Consider the following 19,629-nt stretch of genomic DNA (forward strand, 5'->3'; position numbering starts at 1 on the left):
AGATGACCGATCTCACCGAAATCATAATCAATCTCTTCAAAGCCAACTCAATCCTTCTCTCCATTATGATCCTGTCGATCACGATCTTTGGGGTCATCGTGGGCGGCATGGGACTTTTAGAAGGCTACCAGTACACCAGCGGCAATAGCCGTTTCTCGACGCGTCAGGCGACGTTTACCGGCGCGATCATGAAGCTAGCCCTCGGCAGCGCAGCGGCGATGGGCGCAGTTATTTTCTACCGCTTGGCTGGCACCTTTTCACTCGCCGAAGATGCGACCACGAGCAATGTTCTCGATTATGCGCAATCTGGCTCGATCACGGGCACGTACTGCCAGCAGTTCCAATACTCCGTAACTCTGATCTGGATGATCATCGGCACGGTGGCGCTTTTCAACGCCGCCCGTTCGGCATATCGCAAATCCAATGGCGAGATGGTGCCATGGAGCACACCGGTCTACTATCTGATCGGGGGAATTATGTGCTATTTCGTCAACGGCATCACTGCAATGATCGCGAACACTATCGGCCTTGAAGTCGGACTCGACAACATGTGCAAGGCTTTCGGTATGGCCGGGGCTTAATCGTCTGTTGCGAGGACCGCAAGCAAGGCTGCGGTCCTCGCGTCGATCCGCCACTAGAGAGCTGGCGGATTCCCATCTTCATCCACCCCTGCCCTTTCCAGAACCCATTCAAGCGTCTCGTCGTAGGGCATGCGCAATGTCTTGGAAAGCTCCACGAACCGGTTGTGGGTTGCCAGACGCACCCGCATGTTCAGAGGCTGAACGATCCCTTTGCTTTTGCGCTTGCTGGCGATCTTGAGCGGCTGCTGTCGGATCGTACCTTCCTGCGTTTCTACAATTCGCTCGACTTCCTTGGCGGTCGGCAGATCGTCGCTTACAGGGGTCGGCTTCATGCTGGCAGCAAGGCTAAGCTTGTTTCTCACATCGGCCGGGTTTGGATCGATATGACGGTTCCCAAATCCGAGAGGTTTGCTGCTCATGCGGCTTTCTCCTGCTTGTTGATGATGTATTCGACCAGCTCGGCCGCGAGAAGGTCGGCATTTGTTATCGCCTTATCGACACCGTTGTACTCGTCGCGATTTAGCTCTGCGAGTGGAACGCCTTCCAGCATCATGGCCTTGTAAGCAGACCGCTCGTGGAGGTGGGTTGTGAAGGAAGGCACATCGTTCCCTTGAATTTCAGCCATGATTTTGCGCTCCACGCGCGAAATCATATTCGGTACGGTCCTCGACCAGAGAATTCGCTTATCGACCGTCCGACCTAGCGTCTCTTCGTCGCTCGTAATCAATGCGAAGGAGTCTGCGGCTTTTCGTGCGTCTTCTGGACTAGGCTGCATCGGGATAATCATGAGATCGGCCCTGCTCACGACAGGGGTTCTCATATCGGACGTGAAACCCGCCATATCAACGAACACAAACGCGCTCTTGGCTGAGGCATCTTTGATAGCTTTGTGAATGCCGGTGCTCGATGTCTGCTCAATGACTTCAATGGTCGATGTCGTCGCCTGCTCACGCCAGTTAGCGATCGATCGCTGAGGGTCAGTATCGATAACCGTCACTGAGGCATTCTGTCGTGCCAACGAATCCGCCAGCACGAGCAGGGCCGTGCTTTTGGTTGATCCACCTTTCGAATTAAATGCTGCAATAACGGGCATATAAGCGCTCCTTTTGGATTGTAGCGTGAGCACGCACGCAAACTCATTCAAATGCGTTCGGTATCTTTCATATACATTATCAATCTTTAACGTTCTGTAAACAGCTTTTGCAAGCGTTCGCGTGCGGTCTCGTTCTTTCGCTTGCTGTTGCGTTCTTGCGCGTTCTTTTGCTTGCACGTGCATGAACGCATTTGCGTTTACTTGCGTTCTAATGCACGCAGCCTGATCGCGAGCGGGAACCGCGCTCCCACATTGCGCCGTAGGTGACGGGAGCGATCTATCAAGGCTGCGAAACTACCAACAGCCAGGAAAAAACAAACCCCGCATTTGCCCGTACAGAGCGAAATGCGAGGTTCAATGGGGAAACTAACGTCAGAGGGGCGAAACGCCTCCCTACGAAGCTCTGTGGCCGTTTTCAGCCTTCATCATCGTCGTGGCCTTTGCTAACGCGCCTCTTATCCCACACCCGATGTTTCAGGACGACGCCACGCCGCGTGTCTTGGACCTTCTTGGTCCAAAGCAAATATTCATCTGGCAGGCCAAACAGCCTGCGATAATCGTCGGCCGTAATCTCATAGCCGACGAGACTGCGCGTCAGGATCTGAAACTGGGAGCCATCAAGCAAGCTGGTGATGTGATCGCTGGTAGTCGCGGTATCGACATCTCTCACGGGCAGAAGGCGAGGGCGGCTGTCGAGGTCATCCAGTTCATCGATCACGGTGAGAAAATCTTTGGTGTAATCTCGGAGCTGAGTGAGCTTGACGATGTACTGAGTGAGCGTGTCGTGCGCTTTGCGCCGGGCGGCGGTATCGAAATTTTGGAGTTCATCTGCACGAGGCGGGGTATGGTCCAGCTCGGCAATCAATGACTGCTCCTGACGCATAAGCTCCGACAACTCACCGATGTACTCACGCTGCTTCTCGATGACTGCTCGTAAACGCGTTCGCAATCGCCTCTCAGTGGGACGATGGCTACCGCGCTTCTGCGTCTTCCGCGTCATTGGTACACCTCCCCACGCGGCAGAACTTCATTTCTCATTGTCGGGATAGACTCCTGTAGGTATGCCGTGACAATCAAAGCTTAGTGATTTGTCAGATTGTCACAATTAAATAAAATGGCTGGTGCCCTCGTGTACAGCGTTATCCTTTCGCATTTTATTATTTCTCTACCCCCACCTTATTATTGTTCCATTTAGGATTGTTTTTTAAATATATTTGCTAATTCTGCTTGTATGAACTCCCCAAGTGGAGCTTTTTCCTCATAAAATCGGTTCTCAGCGACCTGCCAAGCGCGGTAGCGCATAGCGAAGCAGCCCATGAAAAGCGGCATCGAAAGCAGAAAGGCCGCAAACATCATTAGGCCCGATCCGACCCAGCCGCTATAAAGCACTGCGGCTGACAAAACCGCGCAAGCAATCACAAACAGAATGGTCGCCGATCTAATAAAATAGGCTCTACGAGCCTCGGGAGCATAATGGACGACAGGCCCATTGATGTCCGCAAGCTCACGTAATGTAATCTCCAGTCCGCAATCTGGATCGGAGCATCGTCTAGCGTTGGGCCGTCCCGAAATCGGCACAAGAACGCCGCTACGGCCTTCACGCTTGCAGTCAGGACAATCAGGTCGATCAGCGCTGAAGGCCGAGACCGTCATCTTCAACGCGTTGCGGTGAGAATCTTTAATAGGGCGGGGGATCACCCTGCCGGGCCAACGCAAAAAGCCCCTCTTATCTGCAACCGGGGGCGTATCATCAGCATCGGTAGTCTGAGCCACCTTGCGGCGTCGGAAGATTTTCATTGTTAGACCAGCTCGCTACTTGTTGTGGTTCACTGAAGCTGGATGTGCGGGAACCATTCCTCGAATAACTCGACCCGATCCAACTGATCTGCCGGGACAGTAAGCCTCAACCGCTCGCCGTTGTTACCAATTACAAGCACAAGACCATCACCGGACAAGGAAAGAGAGCACCAATCGCCGTCTCCGTTAAGGAATTCCGTTGATACAGAAAGATCACCCGAATCTACTGTGAATGTATAGCCGCCCCGAGCGACTTCACCGTCTGAAGAACCCCATAGCCTAAAGAGGCTTTTTATTGCAGGGTGAGCCAGCGATTCTGCGACATCCATTGAAAATGCGAAGGGCAAGGCTTCCCATGCAGCGACGGGCAGGCTCGTTGGCTTATAAGCCATTTCTGAAACGTCAGGCATGGGTGTACGCTCCCTATTATCGCTCAAGGACAGAGTAATCGAATCGTGAACTGATATCAAGACCGCCATATTACCACGGCGTACACCGCATGATATCACGTGCTATCACCTCATATCGCCTTACATCGCTATCATGCGCGTGCTAACGGTTGGTAGCATTATATAGATGCACAGCGCGCAATGATCTGATTTAATGAAATGCGTCGTAGATTTCGACATCCCATATCTTAATCATTCGCAGGATATCACTTTCCATTGCACGGTATTGATTGTAACATTAAGCGTCCGCTCCAGATGCGGCGACATAGGTTGGGGAAGGGGAGATAATGGCTCCGCGAAGAGCATCGAAAGCTGGATCGGGCGAGGCGATAGCCGAACGCCCCATCATTGACATGCATACGTTGCGCCTTCCCCGAGAAGAGGCGGCACGAGTTGAGACTTTTAAAAAACTCCACCGGCTTCCAACAGGCGACCTTTACGTGTTCCTGATGAACATCACCGGCATCAACGAAGATGGATCAAACAGGGTCCTCGTTGACTACGCCCGTTTCGATTCAGACGATGACGTGAGGCCGACGATAGATAATTCCTCCATGCGTCTGCCACGCGACCAGTCTGACCGCATGAAAAACTTCAAGAAAAATCACCGCTTGTCTGTCGGCGAAATGCTGATCTTCATGATGGACAACGCCAAGATTGCCGCCGATGGAAACACTCGGCTGCTCATCGATTATGAAACCTTGACGCTAATTGAGAAATAATCACCTTACCGAACCGCTCATGAAGCAGATCGCGAGCGGGAACCGCGCTCCCAAATTGCGCCGTAGGTGACGGGAGCGATCCAAATCGGATCACAGCCTTACCAGATCAAATGTACTCGTATTGCAAACCGGGATCGGTGATGACACCCGGCGTGACAATTCTCCCGACAATAAACAGTCTACCAAGCGGCTTATGATCACGTTGATCATCGCGAACACGCCTCATTGTTCGCCTGAAAGACGCCCCATTCAGACGCGCCGTAAGGAACGCGCCCTGCTCGTCAACAGCAATAGAAACTTCAAGGTCCGGTTGTGGTAGATGCTTGTCACGAATAGCACAGTCATCGAACATATCGATTGAAACTGGAATACGGATCAAAACCCCCTTAGCGGGCACCGTAAGGCGGTCGGCAGGGAAGCTGGCGCGCTTAGGCGCACGATGAACAGCGCCATCGTTGGCGTTGGCTGCGCCCCGGCGATCCATGCCGCCACGCGGAAAATGATCAATCATCGAAACTTCAGCCAGGTCGCGCACATCACACCTCATTCTACTCGCTGAGAGAATATACCGGATGTTTGTCTTCATTGGGATGAACCCGGCCTTCATCCTTCAAAAATTTGATCGCAGCCCGGCATCGAGCACCCGCACTTTCACGAGAGATGCTGAAGAGGTCTTGGAACGTAGCTGTGAAAACAGACATTCTGGCCCCTTTGACCTCTCCATCACGAAGGAGGGTCAATATCAAATCAGCATCGCGCTTCATCTGTGAATTGCTGCGCCTTCCACCTGCATCGTCAGCAAGCTTGCGTGCAAAAATCTCTTTTGCCTTCTTCGCGTCGTAGCTGAGATTATCATCCCGTTCCGACCTAACGCGTTTTGTCGTCATCTAAGCCTCACAAAAATAGAGCCTAGAAGTTATCAAAGACAGCAAATAATGCAATACGAGACGGCTTGATTTATGGTTTGAACCCCGATGTCTGTGAGGGTGTTGCGCGAACTTTCGCCGTGCTCATTTCATTATTCGTAGTCTGGTTGGAAGCGCCATTATCAGAAGCTTTCGGTTGAGCAATATTCACGGACTGATTAACGGCTTTAGCAATTGAACCGGCCAACTTAGCAAGAGACCTTTTATCGACATTCTCAACGCTTACAGCGGACGGTTTAACCGGGAGACCAACACGCCCTTTCCTACGGTTTCCGTAGGATGTGTGTGCAGTTACTGCGCTACGGTGTCCCATAGCTGCCGCAACCTCACCACCTTGATAATCCAATGTATTTTTCGCGTTAGCTGCAAACTGGTGTCTGGCGTCGTAAATTCGCGTTTTCATCTCCTTGGGAGTGATCAGTTTCATCTTTCTTAGTTCTGCCTTTGCTCCACGTAGGGCGCGGCGAACATGCGTTCCAATGTCATCCCACTCAACGCCATTCAAGGCAGTAATAACCCTATCAATGGCCGAACGCTGCTCGAACGTAATCACGTCATCTAGCAGGAATAGCTCTCTTTTCTCACCATTACCGGAAACGCCCGGCCGATACTTTGCGTTCGGAACTGTCAAGACATCATCAACAAGGCTTGCATCCTTCCATTCAACCGGTCTCAAGCCTGTTGCGATACCGGCTTCAATCATATCTGCGGCAAGAAGCTGGAAGCGTCCACGATTTCCATTTCGAAGGACATGGATCAAATCCTGTTCTAACTGTGGCCCAACGCCTTTTGGCAGCTTTAGCTTCGGCTTTACGGCTGGCTTTTTCTCACGAAAAAGGCGCGTAAATCGCTCAGCTTCCTCATGACCAATCTCGCTTGTAATCCACCACTTTATCGCCGCTCTGATGAAGCGCCAACTCGCATCAGTTAGATAAGGATCATCTGCCGTGGCGACCACCACATAATTCTCGGGGGTCGGCTCCAAACCACAACGAGCCAGTTCTGCATTCCAACGGGTCGCAGCCCTTCGATATGCCTTCTCCGTTCTCAATGATGGCAAAACAACATCCCCTACGTTTACGGACCACTGATATCATCAGATGTATTGCAGCATATCCCTGCCATCAAGTGATATCACGTGCTATCAGGTGATGGCTTCCCGATGGCCTCGGCATCAAGCGAATTGGTGCTTTTCATTTCATCCTCTAGCTGGCATAAAAGGACATTGAATTTGATTTGTAGAAGGTTGTGAACATGCTTGGAAAGTCAATTGCTGTGATTGTTGTCGCCGCCACTCTCGCCGGTTGCCAGACAACATCAAATGAGCCAACTGACGCCTATGTAAAGCGGACGCTGGAGAACAACGCTACCACCATGGCTCCACGGGTCTCGGCCTCTGCTGACGTAAACACAGCGGCTGCTCCAAATTCATAAATATTAGCATGGCAGTAACCGCTCGAAATTGCGCCGTCGATATTGGTTCGGTTTGGGTCAAGGCTATGGCGACGGTTCCCGGTGGGACACGTCTGGTTCAGTTTCCAACACGTCTAGGATTGGGGACTCGCGTCTCGGGTCCTCGCGATAAGCCTCCCCAAGTTGTCACTTACGGTGATGCGGTTGTCAGGGTAGGGGACCGTTCAGATCGGACAGGCTTCGTTGAATCTGAGTTGCCGAAGGCCCTCTCGGATACTCACTCATCGGCGGTAATGATCGCCGCAGCTTATGACCGCTTGGGGATAGCTGGCTCATCAGTCCTAATGGTCGGGTCAGGTGTTGCCCCATCTAGCGATGAAGCGGCATATCTACGTTCTTCTCTTTCGAACTGCCGCTTGTCGAATGGTAGCGCGTTGTTGGTCTCAAAGTTGGGTGTAATGGGTTCGGCTGAAGCGGTGTTGGCTGATTTCTCGCTGGATCAATTTGCAGGGATTTCACCTCGTGGGGGCAAAGAGGAAAAGGGACGTTTTGCCGTTGTAGATTTTGGCTCAAAGGAGTGGCGGATCGCACTGGTTTCTGATGGAGCTGAAGGCGATGAGGTCGAGTTTCGTAAGGTCGATATCGAGACGGCCATGTTCGTTGAAAAGCGCACCTGCGAGATCATTGAGACGAGGTTGAACGTCTCGGTAAATGGGGTCGCTGAGATATTCGAAACCGGCGTTTGCTACGCCAAGCGAGGCAAGCGCGATATCACTATGCATATTGCGCAAGCTCGTCGCGAAGCGTGGCGGGAGTTTGGGCCAATTCTAATTGCTGAGATCGGTCGCCACGGTGCATCAACGATTTATGGGGCTGGCGGGAATGCAACGGTCCTGAAAGAAGCCTCATCGGGAATAAAGGACATTGATTTCAAGATTGCGAAGCAATGTGAAGTTAGTATAGTAAGGGGGCTGCTCAAAAGCGCTCGTCGTTGGGGAGAGCAGGGGTGATTTACAAATGGATGATGAGACATCAGGAGAAGCCGGGATCGTGCTCCCCCTGACGATATTGGAAGAGAAGCTATCCGCTCATCTTCTATCTCTACCGGTTGAGAAACGTGCGGCAGCGATAGCGCGGTTTGCTCGAATCGGGTTTGAGAAAAAGAGCATTGCAACTGCCAAGCGAGGCTTGGGCGATCCACCGGGGAATGTTGCCTTGGTTGATTTTCTAGGAGGCACTATCAGATGGTTCGCATGAACGGCGCTTTTGCGGCGGCAATATTGATGACAGGGGTTTCCCTAGCGCATGCGCAAGAGGACACTCTGCCGGTACGACAGAATGTGTATCCCAATCAGGTGACTGCCTATCCCGGCGGATATCAGCCCCCGGTTGCTTATCCTAATATGTATCCTATGGGTTATCCCGGTTATCCGGCAGTTGGTTATCCCGGCGTTTATCCCGGCGTTTATCCCGGTGGTTATCCCGGCGCATATCCGGGCCAGCAACAGGGCGTTATGCTGAACCAGCCGGGGATGGCTGGCCAGAGCGTCATCCGCGATCCTGCGTCCGGTCAGATGCTGCAAGCACCTACAGGAGCAGGGTCGAATGTGGTTGTCGATCCTTCAGTTTATATGCGTGGTCAAACGCCTGATAGACGTGGACCACAAGTCCCGCCCGGTTCCGGTCTCGGGGGGCAGGGTCCCGCCCGAAAAGAGATGGTCAGGAAGACTGCTCGCACTGCCGGTATCAGAGACGGTTATGCGCAGGAGGCTCAGCGGATTAACGCCTCCCTCAATAAGATGGCGGGCTGGTTGGACCGCACCTATCCTTTTCCCTCACTTATGATCAACGATCATATTGTCCCGCCAGTTGTCGTGCTCACGAACAGCCGCGTTGAAAAGAATGGTCCTCAGATTCTTGAGTTAACGCTTGGAAGGTTTGAAATCGTCACTCCTGCGCGAGTGACAGCGCAGGCTCCTTCATGGCGCACGTACCTGTTCATGCAGTCCGATCCTGAGAATGGCATCGACCTGCGTCCTCATTCTAAAGAGGACAGCACAGCTTGGCAAAGCGGGTACAAGGAAGGCCAGTCAATTGGAATTGCCGAGGCTCGGTCTTATTTTGAAGAAGCTGAACGGCGCATGCGGCGTGATTACGAGGGAATGGCCCGTTACCATGATCTGGCATCCCGAGGCGCAATTTCGATGCCTATCGCTTCTCAAAAGAGCAAGGCTCTTCAGATCAGCCGTGACGGCCGCGTAGCGCTTCGCGGAAGTAAGACGATCAAGATCGTCGTCTCGCCGACATTCCGAGGCAAGGCCGGTGTGGATGCGTTCCCTGTGGGGTCTGCTGATGTGACGATGCGCAACGTGCCGGTGCCAATCGCGAAGGGCAAATGATGGACCAGCAGTATGCGCAGGTGATTGGCCTATGGTCGGGTAAACGCGATCTGTCGCAAAGCTTTCGCATGACTGAGACTGGCGAGGATGTTATGCGCATCCTCTGCTACGCTGCGCGAAATGGCTGTCAGGATGTCATTTTCCAGACTGGCTCCCCAATCTTGATGAACAAGCTCGGCTCGCTGATCGCTCTGACCGAGTGGACATACGACACTACGGACTTCATGCGGGCTGCAAAACACATCAGCGGCTCGGGTGGTGATGTCGAGACGCGGCTTGCCGGGGCGCGGTCATTCAATAAGCGGATCGACGCTCGTGATTTCGGGGATCGCGATGAGCATGGCGAGCCTAAAGTCTACCGTTTTCGAGCGAACGTGACCGCTTGCGCTTTCGGGGCCTCGCTCGGGGGGCAAATGGTGCTGCGCTATATTCCCGAACATCCGCCCACCGTTCGAGACATCCAGCTTGAGGAAGACATTATCGCGGAATCGACGCCTGAGATGGGGTCTGTAATTTTGTCTGGCCCGACCGGATCGGGGAAGACGACAACGTTTGCAGGGCTTCTTCGGCGAGTGATGGAAGAAGAAACGCCCATTGAAGGCAACATCGTTACGCTTGAGCAGCCTATTGAGTTCACGTTTGATTCAATTCAGTCTCACCGCTGCGTAATAGCGCAATCAGAAATCCCGACGCATTTCAGCAGTTTTGAAATGGGGATTGAAGAAGCGATGCGCCGCGTGCCGCGACTGATCGTGGTTGGCGAGCAGCGCGACTATCAGACAATGGCCGCAGCCCAAGAGGCGGCGAACACGGGGCACGCGGTCTATACCACGGTTCACTCAAACACTGCGGCTTTGGCGATCCAGCGTATTGTTGGCAAATTTCCGCGTGAAATGCAGAGCCAAGCATTCGAGATGGCGGTGGCGACAACTCATATGATCGTCAGCCAGGTACTGGTGAGAGATACCAAAGGAGGTCGTGTCTGCCTGCGGGAGTGGGTGGTACTCAATGACGACGCGCGGCAGGAACTTACGAAAGTTGGTTTTCTCGGCTCTCGTGCCTTTCTCTACGACCTCATGTCGCGCGGCGGATCAGGCAAGCCGATGAAGACGACTGTCGCGGAACAGTTTAAATCCGGCAATATCTCGGAAGAGGCTGCAATACTGGCGCTCAAGCGCTACGGCTATAGCAGCTCAGAGCGGATACTTTGACAGATGCTGGATCGTCGCTCATTCCTCGTAGGGGCGTTTTCGAGCGCGTGGGCCGTGGGGGCGACAGCCTTTGCGGCCGAAGAGGGTGCGGTCGATAAGAAGGACAGGATACCGTTCGCGCCGTCGGCTGATGATGCCGAGGATCGGGCATTCACAAAAGAAGTCGAGAAGGCTGCGCCCGAAACAGATCCTCGCACTTCTGGTTTTGGGTCACTACAGCTCTACCGTGAGGCAACGGGTGAGAGCATCGCGGCTAGATACCGGTTCAACGGCGAGCTGGACCGTCGCGCGGTCGCGGAATTATCGTGGTTCTGGCGAGATGTGAAGGATGACGATAAGGCGCTCTGGATCGAGCCGTCGCTGTTCGACTTCGTGTCGTCGGTTCAGTCAACGATGGCGATGATCCATGGTTCGATGCTGCCTTTTATCCTCACAAGCGGTTATCGCACGCCCCGGCATAATGCGGCCATAGAAACTGCGGCTAGAAACTCTCTTCATATGGGTGGGCTTGCCGCTGACCTGAAAGTGCCGGGATATCCGCCTCGATCACTGGCTATCGCGGCGATGACTTTTAAAGGCGGCGGTGTAGGGGTGTATTCCCGCTTCACACATTTGGATGTCGGGCAAATCCGCTGCTGGCCCTATTCATGCAACCAGTTCATAGGAGATCGGAATGGCTGATGAAGAGCGGGTAAGTTTTTCCGGTGATGGGTGGCGCTGGACGGGCGAGCCGATCAATGGGGTTTTAGGGCTTCATGGTTCAGTGATGCTGCTTATCCCCTCGGGGATCGCGACGGGGATGGTGTGGCAGTTCACAAAGCTACCCCTCCTTTGGCCATTCGTCATTTTTTGGGTCGTCTACATCGCGCTCGCGGCCTATGCGTCCCGTAAAGGTTATACGCCTCGTGACATGATCGAGCGGCAAGTGATCATGAAACTGTTCCAAGGTAGGTACAAGGTTTGAGCGCACCAGATCAACGTACTGAGTTCACAGTCTCGCAGCTAACGCGATTCGTTGTCGAAGGTGCGTTTGCGGATGTTGTGGCTACCCGATTAGCAAAATGTCCCAACCCGTTCGATGTGCAACGTGAGCTGTATGAAGCCGTCATCGAGCGCGCGGCCTCTAAGATCGGATCGGATGCCGCTGCGCTTCTTGGTGAAGCGATGGCTGCACCCGAATTTCCAGATTTTGCATCGGGCTTGTGGCTGGAAGACGGCTTCATAATGCCGATTGTCTTGGGGCACTCAGAACATGTCGGGAAAATAATCGGGATGCTGCCGACCGAAAGACCGTTATTTTCCGTGGACTTAAAACGAGGTGGCTGGTTCGACGTGCGTTTTTCAAAAGCCACGATCTTTGCGACGGAAGAAGCGCGAAAGGCCACTGCCTTAGCTTACGGTCAGGTGGTCGCCCATTCGACACGAGAGATTTTTTCCGACAGAGATGCATTGTCAATTGGCCTCGACAATGCATGGAAACTAGCTGCTCTGTAGGGTTTCGGCGTGTCCGTCCTCGTCGGTGATTCGACAGTGTTTTTGAGTCCGGCTTGACAATCAATTTGATTGCTGTCTGTTATTTCGCAGTGAGTGCTGGCGAGTCTGTCAGACGGTGATTTAGTTGGTTGGAGAAGAGCATGGCCGAACGTGCTAAGAAATTTGCTGGTCCAAAATTGCCTGCCACCCTCGGCAACGTCGCTCTCAGTGTGAGCGAATACACCTCAAAAGACGGTGTAACGTCCGTTAAGGGCACTCAACTTCAAAATGGCGAAGAGCTGACCGTCCAACTCATGTCACCAGCGCGAGCGGCGAACATGATGAAGGGCCGCAATGATGTTGATGATCGTGAGCGGGTGCGTCTATGGGAAGATCGCTTTGCCAATCGAAGAGAGCTATCCGAGTTCGCCGATAGGACAAACGATCAAGGCGTGAAGCCGGGCGGAGTAATCTTGCTCAACAATACCCGGCTCGATTTCAGTGATCGCCAGTATTACGCGCAAGCAGCATATGGCTTTGTTAGCGATCCCGAGTTTCAGGCAGCAATGTCGGGTACGGTGTCACTCTCGAAATTTTCCGATGGCTCGATGCGGCTACAGGTTTACCAGCCAGACAAGGCGGTGTTGCTGTCACCTTCCTCAAAGGATGAGGCTCAACGCGCTGTCAAAGAGGCTTTCGACGTTCGGTCGCCGGTTGGTTCTGGCGTTATGGCTCGAACCGTGATCGTGACGATTTCAGAGAAAAATGAAGAAGGCGAGGCGCAGAGCAAGGCGTTCTACATGCGGAGCGCAAGCTTTGAGGCTGACCTCGGGAATGGCGTGCAGTTCCAATTGTCGAACGGTTTTGGTGACACGCTGAAACGTAGCCAGCTCGATAGCAACTCAGCGGCGGCAGCGGCAGCAATTGCGGCGGCGACTGGCGTTTCGGCGCAGATCGTCATCGACCGGATGTCCGAAGCCGCTCCCGAGGACAGCGCAGCGGTTCAACGGATTTATGATGTGGTGAAGTCCGGAGAGGCATCGGTTGCCCTTACACCGGGCTTTACGGTGCCAATCGTACGGAAGTCGATGGATAATCTGCTGAAGCGGCCAGAGTTGTTTCATTCGGGTTCCTTCGCCGGGGCGATAGCAATAGCCATTCGCGGTGCAGACGGCGGGGCTTTAGAGCGTCCGGCCGCGTATGCAGTTACGAGCTATTCTGCACTGCCAAAGTCCGCGCCAGAGGTCACGCCGACGCCTGCGAAGGAAGCGATTAGAGCGCATGAAAGGTTGCTGTCGGCTGGAGGAGAAAAGCCTTCCTCTTCGCTTCAAAGTCGCCCGCCCGCGCGTTTTGCCTCGCCGGGTCGCGACTTCTAGGGCCGGGGCTAAGGTATGCCTTCCGTTCCACTCCCCATTCTTTCTGTCGATGGCATCGGAGCCGCGTATATACCGCGTGCTTCTCGCATGCACGGCAATGCAGGCGATCTTTTGATTGCGACGACCGATGATGTGCGGGCAACCGGCGTGCGGGGCGGTCTGAAGTATTGCAATGTGCCCGTTCTCAATACGGTTACGAGGGGCGAAGCCACGATTTTCGTCGTAAGACCGCCCGGCGATCTCGATCCAAGCGACTTGTGGGTTGCTTGCGGCCTTCCGATCAGGCGGCTTTGGGACGATGATTTCAACGTCGATGTTGCCGACCGCGCGCTCTTGTCCAAGCGTTTTCACGAGTGCATGAGCGGCACCGGCATGGGTGATATGGTCACTCCGCGCCAGATCGGCCTTAACCTCGCCGGTTCAAAGGTATTTGAAACCATCGGGGGCCGAGTAGCAGTCAACAAAGCGAATGAGGCCCACTACGAGTACGACCGCTTCAGCAACGGTCGTGAAAAAGGCGAGCATCGTGATCGGTTCCTACGCGCGATTCGAACAACTGAGCTGGCAGGGTGCGCGGCCGGTGTAGCACTGGCTATCGTGCAAGGTGATAGCTTTGACCGGGGATCGATAGCCCGGTTGCACAAGGATATAGTTGTCGATGACGCGTCTCCTTTCCTTAGCGTTTTCGCCTTTCAGGAGGAAATTGAAGCCGCATTGGCGGTCCAAGCTGCAAACCTCGTGCGCAGCGGTGGGGCTTTCCGTGAAGTCGCCAGAGAGCTGACTGATAGGTCTGCCGCTCATGGCGAACGAAATGCGCAACGGCTGCGTTTGCAGCAATATTCAACGCCTCTTACGATCTCGGCTGTCGCACAGGATATATTGCGCATCCGCGAGGGAGAATTGGTGCTTGAGCCAACGGCCGGAAACGGAACGCTGGCGCTCGGCGCTGCGGCGGCCGGAGCACGTATAGAAGGCTTTGAGCTGGACAAGGCACGCGCAGAACGTGGCACAAGAGTGCTGAAGGATGCGGGCGCACCGTTTGTAAATATCAGGCCGCGAGCTTTCGAAGTGAACGCTGAAGGTGGATTTGGAGGAATGGCGTTTGACGCCGTTCTGGCAAACCCACCCTTTGAGGCGATCAAGGCACAGAATGTGGCTGATAGAGAGGGCCGCACGCTCTCCATCTCACGCCTTGACCATCGGATCGTCTATGACGCGTTGAACCAGGTGCGAGCGGACAGTGGTCGCTCGTTCCTAGTTCTACCGGGTGAGATGATGGGCGAAGGCAAGCTTGAGGGAGCGACACGCTTCTTCAACAACTATCTCCATGCGACCTTCGAGGTTGCTGGCGCTGCCATGCTCGACGGAAGGCTCTATCGGAAATCCGGCGCTGAGTTCCCTGTGATCGTCTATGCCCTTGGCCCCCGGCTTGAAAACCCGCTCTCCGCTGAGAGAGCGAAAAAAATCCCCGATGAGCTGCCATATCTCCATACCACTGATCAGCTATTCGCGTGGGGCGATGCTGCACGTTTGGCCATGGACGAGATTATGGCTCGGCGCTCGGCGCCAGACACCCGGGTTGCTAGAACGTTCGTAGCTCCCGACTTTGACGACGCTGATATCACGACAGATGAGACGCCCAACGGTGATGTGCCGGCGGCTCTGGTCCCGGCAGTTCCCCCGGTCGGTCCAGGTGTCGAGGAACCGGTGTTCGAGGCGGTCAGTGAAGACGAACTTGAGATGTCGGAGGACGAGGCCGAGTTCGTGGTTTCGCCTGATGTGCTGGTCGATGACTTGGTTGTTGAGAATGATCCGTTCCAAGTCACGTATGAGTCCGCCTCCCTTGTTGGTGGCCCTGTTCTCAAGATTCAAAAAGCGCTGGCAGAACCGGTCGCACTTGCCCTCACGGAGCTGGAGCGCGTTCGCGGGCCGGTAGATAATTTTGTTGCAGACAGCCTTGGCGTTGAGGTCAGCGAGTTGGGAGGCTTGCTGCATGCTGGACAGGTCGATGGTGTAGGGCTTGCGCTTCATAAAGCGCTGCGGGCAGAATCCATTATTGTCGGAGATCTGATGGGCGTTGGGAAAGGCCGTCAGCTCGCGGCGCTCGCCCGTGCGGCCTTCAAAGAGGATCGGCCGGTGTTGTTCTTCACCGATAATGCCTCGTTATTCACGGATTTTGTAGCGCGCGATCTGGCCACGGTAATGCGGAAGCCAGCCAATGAGCTGCCGCAGTTTATCAAACCCTACATCGTCAACAGCAGTAAGGATGCATCGATCCTTGACCCCGATTTTCAGGGGGAGCGGCGACGTGGAGAGGGTTTCGTTTTCCGGGCATCGCCATCGTCTGCCAAACGTGAAAAGACGATTGATCCGTCGATGAACATGATCTTGTCGTCATATTCGCAGCTCGGCGCGCAGGGCAGGGAAGCGAAACTTGCGGCGATCATGGAGTGGCTTGGCAAGCAGGACAAGCCACCATTGTTGATCATGGACGAGGCTCATCGAGCAGCCGGTGAGGGGTCGAACGTCGGTCTCTCGATGACAGCACTGGTTGAGGGCGTCAAAGCGGCAGGTGGTTCCGTTGCATATGCGTCAGGGACGGCGTTGAAGGGTGCGCGGAATTTGCGCGTCTACGGCTCTGCGCTACCGGATGTCGGGATTCCGCCCGACAGACTGGTGGAGCTGATCGAAAAAGAGCCGCTGGCTTTGCAGGAAGCGCTTTCTTACGAGATGGCGCGGTCGGGAGGGCTTATTGCGCGTGAACTCGACAACACTGAAGTCGCTCGCGAAACTGTTTCTCTGCAAGATGTCGATCCGGTTCGCTTTGCTCAGGTACTCGAAAAGGTCGATCTTTTCGCGCACAAGATGTCCGAGTTGCTGGCCCTCGGCCGCGAGGTCAAAGATTGGTCTCAGCATCGGCAAAAGGAGCTGAAAAAGGACATCGAACAGATGCCAGAGGGTGCGGAACGGGACCGTGCTCTAGGCTCGGTCGGCGTGCATTATCAATCACCAGCCTCCCGGTTCCATCATTTGTCGAACTACCTGACGCTGGCTATCAATGGGGTTTTCTTGGAAGACCTCGTGCTGAAGTCAATCGCCGAAGGCAGGAAGCCTCTGGTGGCGGTCGCCAATACTGGCGACACGTTGATGCGCGATCTGATCGCGAGCCATTGGGATAATGATGGCCTCGATGATGCCGACAATGCGGGCATCATGAAGGGGTCAGCCTATGTCCTCCCTGAGAAGCCCCACCTCGGGCATGTGATCAAGCGTGTAGCTGACCGGTTGCTGACCGTTAAGGAAAGCAATGGATTCGGGGCGGTCACAGAAATTCGCCTTCACGAATACGAAGATTGGCTGGCTGATTTCAATGCGCGGGTGGATGCGGCCGACTTTTCCCTATTGTCGATGACCGTGATCGACGACTTAGCCGTGGCACTCGAAAAGCACGGGTTATCATTGGGAGAAATCACGGGCCGTTCCTTTATGTCGCGACCAGCGGAAGATGGGGGCGGATTTGTCATTAGCGCCCGGCCCAAGCCGCTTAAGCACGATGTTGTTTCGGACTTCAATAACGGTCGTGTGGATGTTCTGATCCTGAACCAGTCGGCCGCTGTGGGCCTGTCGGCGCAGGCGTCACCCGCAAATGGTTTCGACGTGCGGCAGCGGGAGATGATCAAGGCGCAGATGCAGGGCGATGTGACGCAGGAGCGCCAGATGGACGGCCGCATCAATCGTGTCGGGCAAATTCATCCTCCGCTCTATACGGTGCCCCTGCAAGGGCTGGCCAGCTCGGATCGTCTGGCGCAGTTGTTCAACCGAAAGAACCGTTCGCTTACAGCGGCTTCTACGGCCACCCGTGAAAACGAGTCCAACATTAAGGATACGCTCGACCTTCTCAACGAGGTGGGGCAATTTGTCAGCCGCGAATATCTCAAGAATAACCCGGATATTGCCGTCACGCTCGATATCGACCCGGAATCCGATATCGAGACGAAATATTCTGAGAAGCTGATGGGCCGTATGATCGCGCTGCCTTCCGGCATGCAGCGCACGATCATGGGCGAGCTGGACACCGCTTTTCAGATGCGCGTGGCCTTGCTGGACGCCCTCGGCGAAAATCCTCTGCGGCTGCGAGAATATGACTGGCGGGCGCAGGTGAAAGAAGTGGCATCGCTGATAAGTGGCAACGCGGCATCAGCACGCATGTCCGAACGTCCCCTTGCGCTCAACAAGCTGACTTACAAGGAGACAATCAAGCCAATCGATGTGCTGGCTGTTGAGGACGCGGTAGCGCGGGGCAAGGGATGGATGATCGATCAAACCCTTGGCCGCGAGATGTCGGTTGTTGAGCGGCTGGAAAGCCTCGCGCCGAGTGGTCAGGAAATTCGTTTCTCTGATCCGATTTTCGACCGTGTGATGAACCGCTCTGACGAATTGCGCAGCCTTGGAGCGACAGAACACCCATTGGAGGTCGCCCAAGGGTTTTGGGATAATCAATGGACACGCGATGCTGAAAAGGAAATCAAGGGGCTTGAGAAAATGGTGCTCGATGCCGGGCACAAGCTTGATTTCCTGCTCGACATAGCACCAACACTCGCACCCGGCGCTATCGTCACGGTTTACCCCAAGCTGGTCTCAAGGCTGCGAGATTCGACGCTGTTCAATGCCGCCGTCGATTATATCGACGGGACAGATCACACCGATAGAGAGATCGGTGTCCCGGCCGTGATCACCGATGTACGCTTCAACGAGGAGAAGCCCCTGAATCTTGGCGAGTGGAGCGTGCGGATCGCAGTACCCGGCGAGGAGCACCTGATCGATATGCCGATGGCATCTGTCTATGCGATCCTACGCGAAGAACACCAAGCGACAGTTGAGGCTAAGGGCGTCACGAAGATATGGGCGTTCAAGAGTGCGCGTCTGGACGATGACGGGATTGGCCTCGCCCGGTCCATTGCGCCCATGTGGTCTCAACCTCTCGCTCAGGCGCTGGAAGAAGCCGAAGCGAAGGGAAAATCCCCCGATTTCGGAAATGGTTATGAACGTCTTCACTGGAAGCCGTTCTTGGGAGATGGCAGTCCCGAAGACAGCGTGATGATGGCCCTGTTCCAGAATGTGCAGGGCGGGAGCGTCAGTCGGACGCGATATGCTGTTGAAGGCAACCTTTTTGCCGCCGTTTCGGCTCTCGCGGGGAAGCGAATGGGCGAAAAGGCAATGTATACGGACGAAAGCGGCGCGATCCGGCACTGCTTTTTGCTCAAGCGCGATGGGCACAAGAAAGTGCTCGAGCAATTGACATCGAGCGTGGCAAGCCGTGTCGGCTTCATGAAAGCTGACGTGGCTTCCGTTTCCGGCCTCCTTTTAGGAATGACGGGGATTATCAGCGAGGCAGACGACGAGGCGCGGGCGGAATACATCGCCTGTGACATGCTCACAAGGATGGTCCACGGTGGCTGCAAGGTTACGATTGATCATGTTCGCGATCTGATCCGGCCTCGGCTGCAAGAGATGCATGAGCAAATCGTCAAAGCTGTACGGCAGCAAGGGGCGATCAATACCGGTCTTTTTGTCGGCACCGATCCTTTCGGGGACTCGACGCAAAAGCTTTTCACTCCCGGCGCATCGATCCGAATTCGAGAGGGCGCGTCTGACGCGGCCAGTGGTTTCCGGGTCTATTGGGACCAAAAGGAGATAGCCAGGTGCGCCGCGTCACTCAGCGAAAAAGGCGCGCTGGCTGCCTTCGGTGGGAAGACCTTCGGCGTAATCGTAAAAGCCAAGAACGATGTTTGCGACAAATCCAAGGATGCGCTTTGCGCAGATTGGAGCAACAAGCTTGGCACGGCCGTGGTGCGCAACTCGACAGTGGCGAAGGAGATCGCATCGGCGTCGGACGTAGCCGCGATTCTATGCGCTGCGGCGAGCGATAAGTCCCTTGATGGGATGATCGGCATCAAAGGCGCGCTGGTCGTGTACAATGAGGTTGTGGCGAATCTCTCCCGTGAGCTGATCAGTCAGCATTTGGGAGCAAAAACGGAGGCTACTATGTCGGTGCGCTCAGAGAGAGCCACGTCACCAGCAGTTGCAGCCGTGTAGAATGAGTTACCCGGCGTTAAAAAGTTTGACATACTTTTTCTGTCGGGTTTCATTGTGAAAAATTTTGGAAAGGGAATCAGTCAAGGACTAGAA

19 protein-coding genes are annotated in these 19,629 nt (G+C 54.6%); 11 read left to right on the forward strand and 8 right to left on the reverse strand.

Annotated features, from left to right (window positions below; translation table 11 throughout):
• Positions 1 to 2 precede the first annotated feature (2 nt).
• Positions 3 to 581, forward strand: coding sequence for a hypothetical protein (locus ACIQWS_RS24610; RefSeq protein WP_130519796.1), 579 nt, complete (start codon positions 3 to 5; stop codon positions 579 to 581).
• Positions 582 to 634: 53 nt separating this feature from the next.
• Here the strand turns inward: ACIQWS_RS24610 and ACIQWS_RS24615 are convergent, their stop codons facing one another.
• The 5 genes from ACIQWS_RS24615 to ACIQWS_RS24635 all read right to left on the reverse strand — a co-directional run bounded on the left by ACIQWS_RS24615 (position 635) and on the right by ACIQWS_RS24635 (position 3,881).
• A complete protein-coding gene (locus ACIQWS_RS24615; RefSeq protein ID WP_130519794.1) occupies positions 635 to 1,000 on the reverse strand; it encodes a hypothetical protein in 366 nt (121 codons plus the stop codon).
• Positions 997 to 1,674 carry an AAA family ATPase gene (locus ACIQWS_RS24620; protein WP_164056987.1) on the reverse strand — a complete coding sequence of 226 codons (678 nt, stop codon included), beginning with the start codon at positions 1,672 to 1,674 and terminating at the stop codon, positions 997 to 999. Before ACIQWS_RS24620 ends, ACIQWS_RS24615 begins: the two co-directional genes overlap by 4 nt.
• Positions 1,675 to 2,089: 415 nt before the next feature.
• Positions 2,090 to 2,674 (reverse strand): MucR family transcriptional regulator, encoded by a 585-nt coding sequence (locus ACIQWS_RS24625; protein ID WP_130519790.1) that lies wholly within the window; start codon positions 2,672 to 2,674, stop codon positions 2,090 to 2,092.
• Positions 2,675 to 2,865: 191 nt separating this feature from the next.
• Positions 2,866 to 3,471, reverse strand: a complete 606-nt coding sequence (locus ACIQWS_RS24630; RefSeq protein ID WP_130519787.1) for a hypothetical protein — start codon at positions 3,469 to 3,471, stop codon at positions 2,866 to 2,868.
• A gap of 29 nt (positions 3,472 to 3,500) precedes the next feature.
• Complete coding sequence (locus tag ACIQWS_RS24635) at positions 3,501 to 3,881, reverse strand: hypothetical protein (protein ID WP_130519785.1); 381 nt, start codon at positions 3,879 to 3,881, stop codon at positions 3,501 to 3,503.
• A 326-nt stretch (positions 3,882 to 4,207) separates the two neighbouring features.
• Here ACIQWS_RS24635 and ACIQWS_RS24640 point away from each other — a divergent pair, with 326 nt between their 5' ends.
• Entirely contained in the window at positions 4,208 to 4,642 is a 435-nt protein-coding gene (locus tag ACIQWS_RS24640) for a hypothetical protein (RefSeq protein WP_130519783.1), read from the forward strand.
• 106 nt (positions 4,643 to 4,748) lie between these two features.
• On the opposite strand, the gene ACIQWS_RS24645 is transcribed toward ACIQWS_RS24640, so the two are convergent.
• From ACIQWS_RS24645 to ACIQWS_RS24655, 3 genes are all read right to left on the reverse strand, one after another.
• Positions 4,749 to 5,177: a hypothetical protein gene (locus ACIQWS_RS24645; protein WP_130519780.1), complete on the reverse strand. Its 429-nt coding sequence runs from the start codon at positions 5,175 to 5,177 to the stop codon at positions 4,749 to 4,751.
• Between the two features lie 13 nt (positions 5,178 to 5,190).
• Entirely contained in the window at positions 5,191 to 5,529 is a 339-nt protein-coding gene (locus ACIQWS_RS24650) for a hypothetical protein (RefSeq protein WP_130519778.1), read from the reverse strand.
• Between the two features lie 70 nt (positions 5,530 to 5,599).
• Entirely contained in the window at positions 5,600 to 6,628 is a 1,029-nt protein-coding gene (locus tag ACIQWS_RS24655; RefSeq protein ID WP_288193623.1) for a hypothetical protein, read from the reverse strand.
• Between the two features lie 811 nt (positions 6,629 to 7,439).
• Here ACIQWS_RS24655 and ACIQWS_RS24660 point away from each other — a divergent pair.
• The 9 genes from ACIQWS_RS24660 (at position 7,440) to ACIQWS_RS24700 (ending at position 19,536) form a co-directional block, all read left to right on the forward strand.
• Positions 7,440 to 7,991, forward strand: coding sequence for a hypothetical protein (locus ACIQWS_RS24660; protein WP_130519774.1), 552 nt, complete (start codon positions 7,440 to 7,442; stop codon positions 7,989 to 7,991).
• A gap of 7 nt (positions 7,992 to 7,998) precedes the next feature.
• The gene (locus ACIQWS_RS24665; protein WP_130519772.1) at positions 7,999 to 8,238 is read left to right on the forward strand and encodes a hypothetical protein; all 240 of its coding nucleotides are present in this window, start codon (positions 7,999 to 8,001) and stop codon (positions 8,236 to 8,238) included.
• Positions 8,226 to 9,380 (forward strand): type IV secretory system conjugative DNA transfer family protein, encoded by a 1,155-nt coding sequence (locus ACIQWS_RS24670; RefSeq protein WP_130519770.1) that lies wholly within the window; start codon positions 8,226 to 8,228, stop codon positions 9,378 to 9,380. The genes ACIQWS_RS24665 and ACIQWS_RS24670 overlap by 13 nt, the downstream gene beginning before the upstream one ends.
• Positions 9,377 to 10,591: a type IV pilus twitching motility protein PilT gene (locus tag ACIQWS_RS24675; RefSeq protein ID WP_130519768.1), complete on the forward strand. Its 1,215-nt coding sequence runs from the start codon at positions 9,377 to 9,379 to the stop codon at positions 10,589 to 10,591. Before ACIQWS_RS24670 ends, ACIQWS_RS24675 begins: the two co-directional genes overlap by 4 nt.
• A gap of 3 nt (positions 10,592 to 10,594) precedes the next feature.
• Positions 10,595 to 11,272, forward strand: a complete 678-nt coding sequence (locus tag ACIQWS_RS24680) for a DUF882 domain-containing protein (RefSeq protein ID WP_130519766.1) — start codon at positions 10,595 to 10,597, stop codon at positions 11,270 to 11,272.
• The gene (locus tag ACIQWS_RS24685; RefSeq protein WP_130519764.1) at positions 11,265 to 11,555 is read left to right on the forward strand and encodes a hypothetical protein; all 291 of its coding nucleotides are present in this window, start codon (positions 11,265 to 11,267) and stop codon (positions 11,553 to 11,555) included. Before ACIQWS_RS24680 ends, ACIQWS_RS24685 begins: the two co-directional genes overlap by 8 nt.
• A complete protein-coding gene (locus tag ACIQWS_RS24690) occupies positions 11,552 to 12,085 on the forward strand; it encodes a hypothetical protein (protein WP_130519762.1) in 534 nt (177 codons plus the stop codon). The genes ACIQWS_RS24685 and ACIQWS_RS24690 overlap by 4 nt, the downstream gene beginning before the upstream one ends.
• A 140-nt stretch (positions 12,086 to 12,225) precedes the next feature.
• Positions 12,226 to 13,440, forward strand: a complete 1,215-nt coding sequence (locus ACIQWS_RS24695) for a hypothetical protein (RefSeq protein WP_130519760.1) — start codon at positions 12,226 to 12,228, stop codon at positions 13,438 to 13,440.
• Between the two features lie 15 nt (positions 13,441 to 13,455).
• Positions 13,456 to 19,536, forward strand: a complete 6,081-nt coding sequence (locus ACIQWS_RS24700) for a strawberry notch-like NTP hydrolase domain-containing protein (protein ID WP_130519758.1) — start codon at positions 13,456 to 13,458, stop codon at positions 19,534 to 19,536.
• The last annotated feature ends 93 nt before the right edge of the window (positions 19,537 to 19,629 follow it).

It is taken from the genome of Phyllobacterium sp. NPDC097923, from assembly GCF_044760925.1.
Taxonomy (GTDB): domain Bacteria; phylum Pseudomonadota; class Alphaproteobacteria; order Rhizobiales; family Rhizobiaceae; genus Phyllobacterium; species Phyllobacterium calauticae.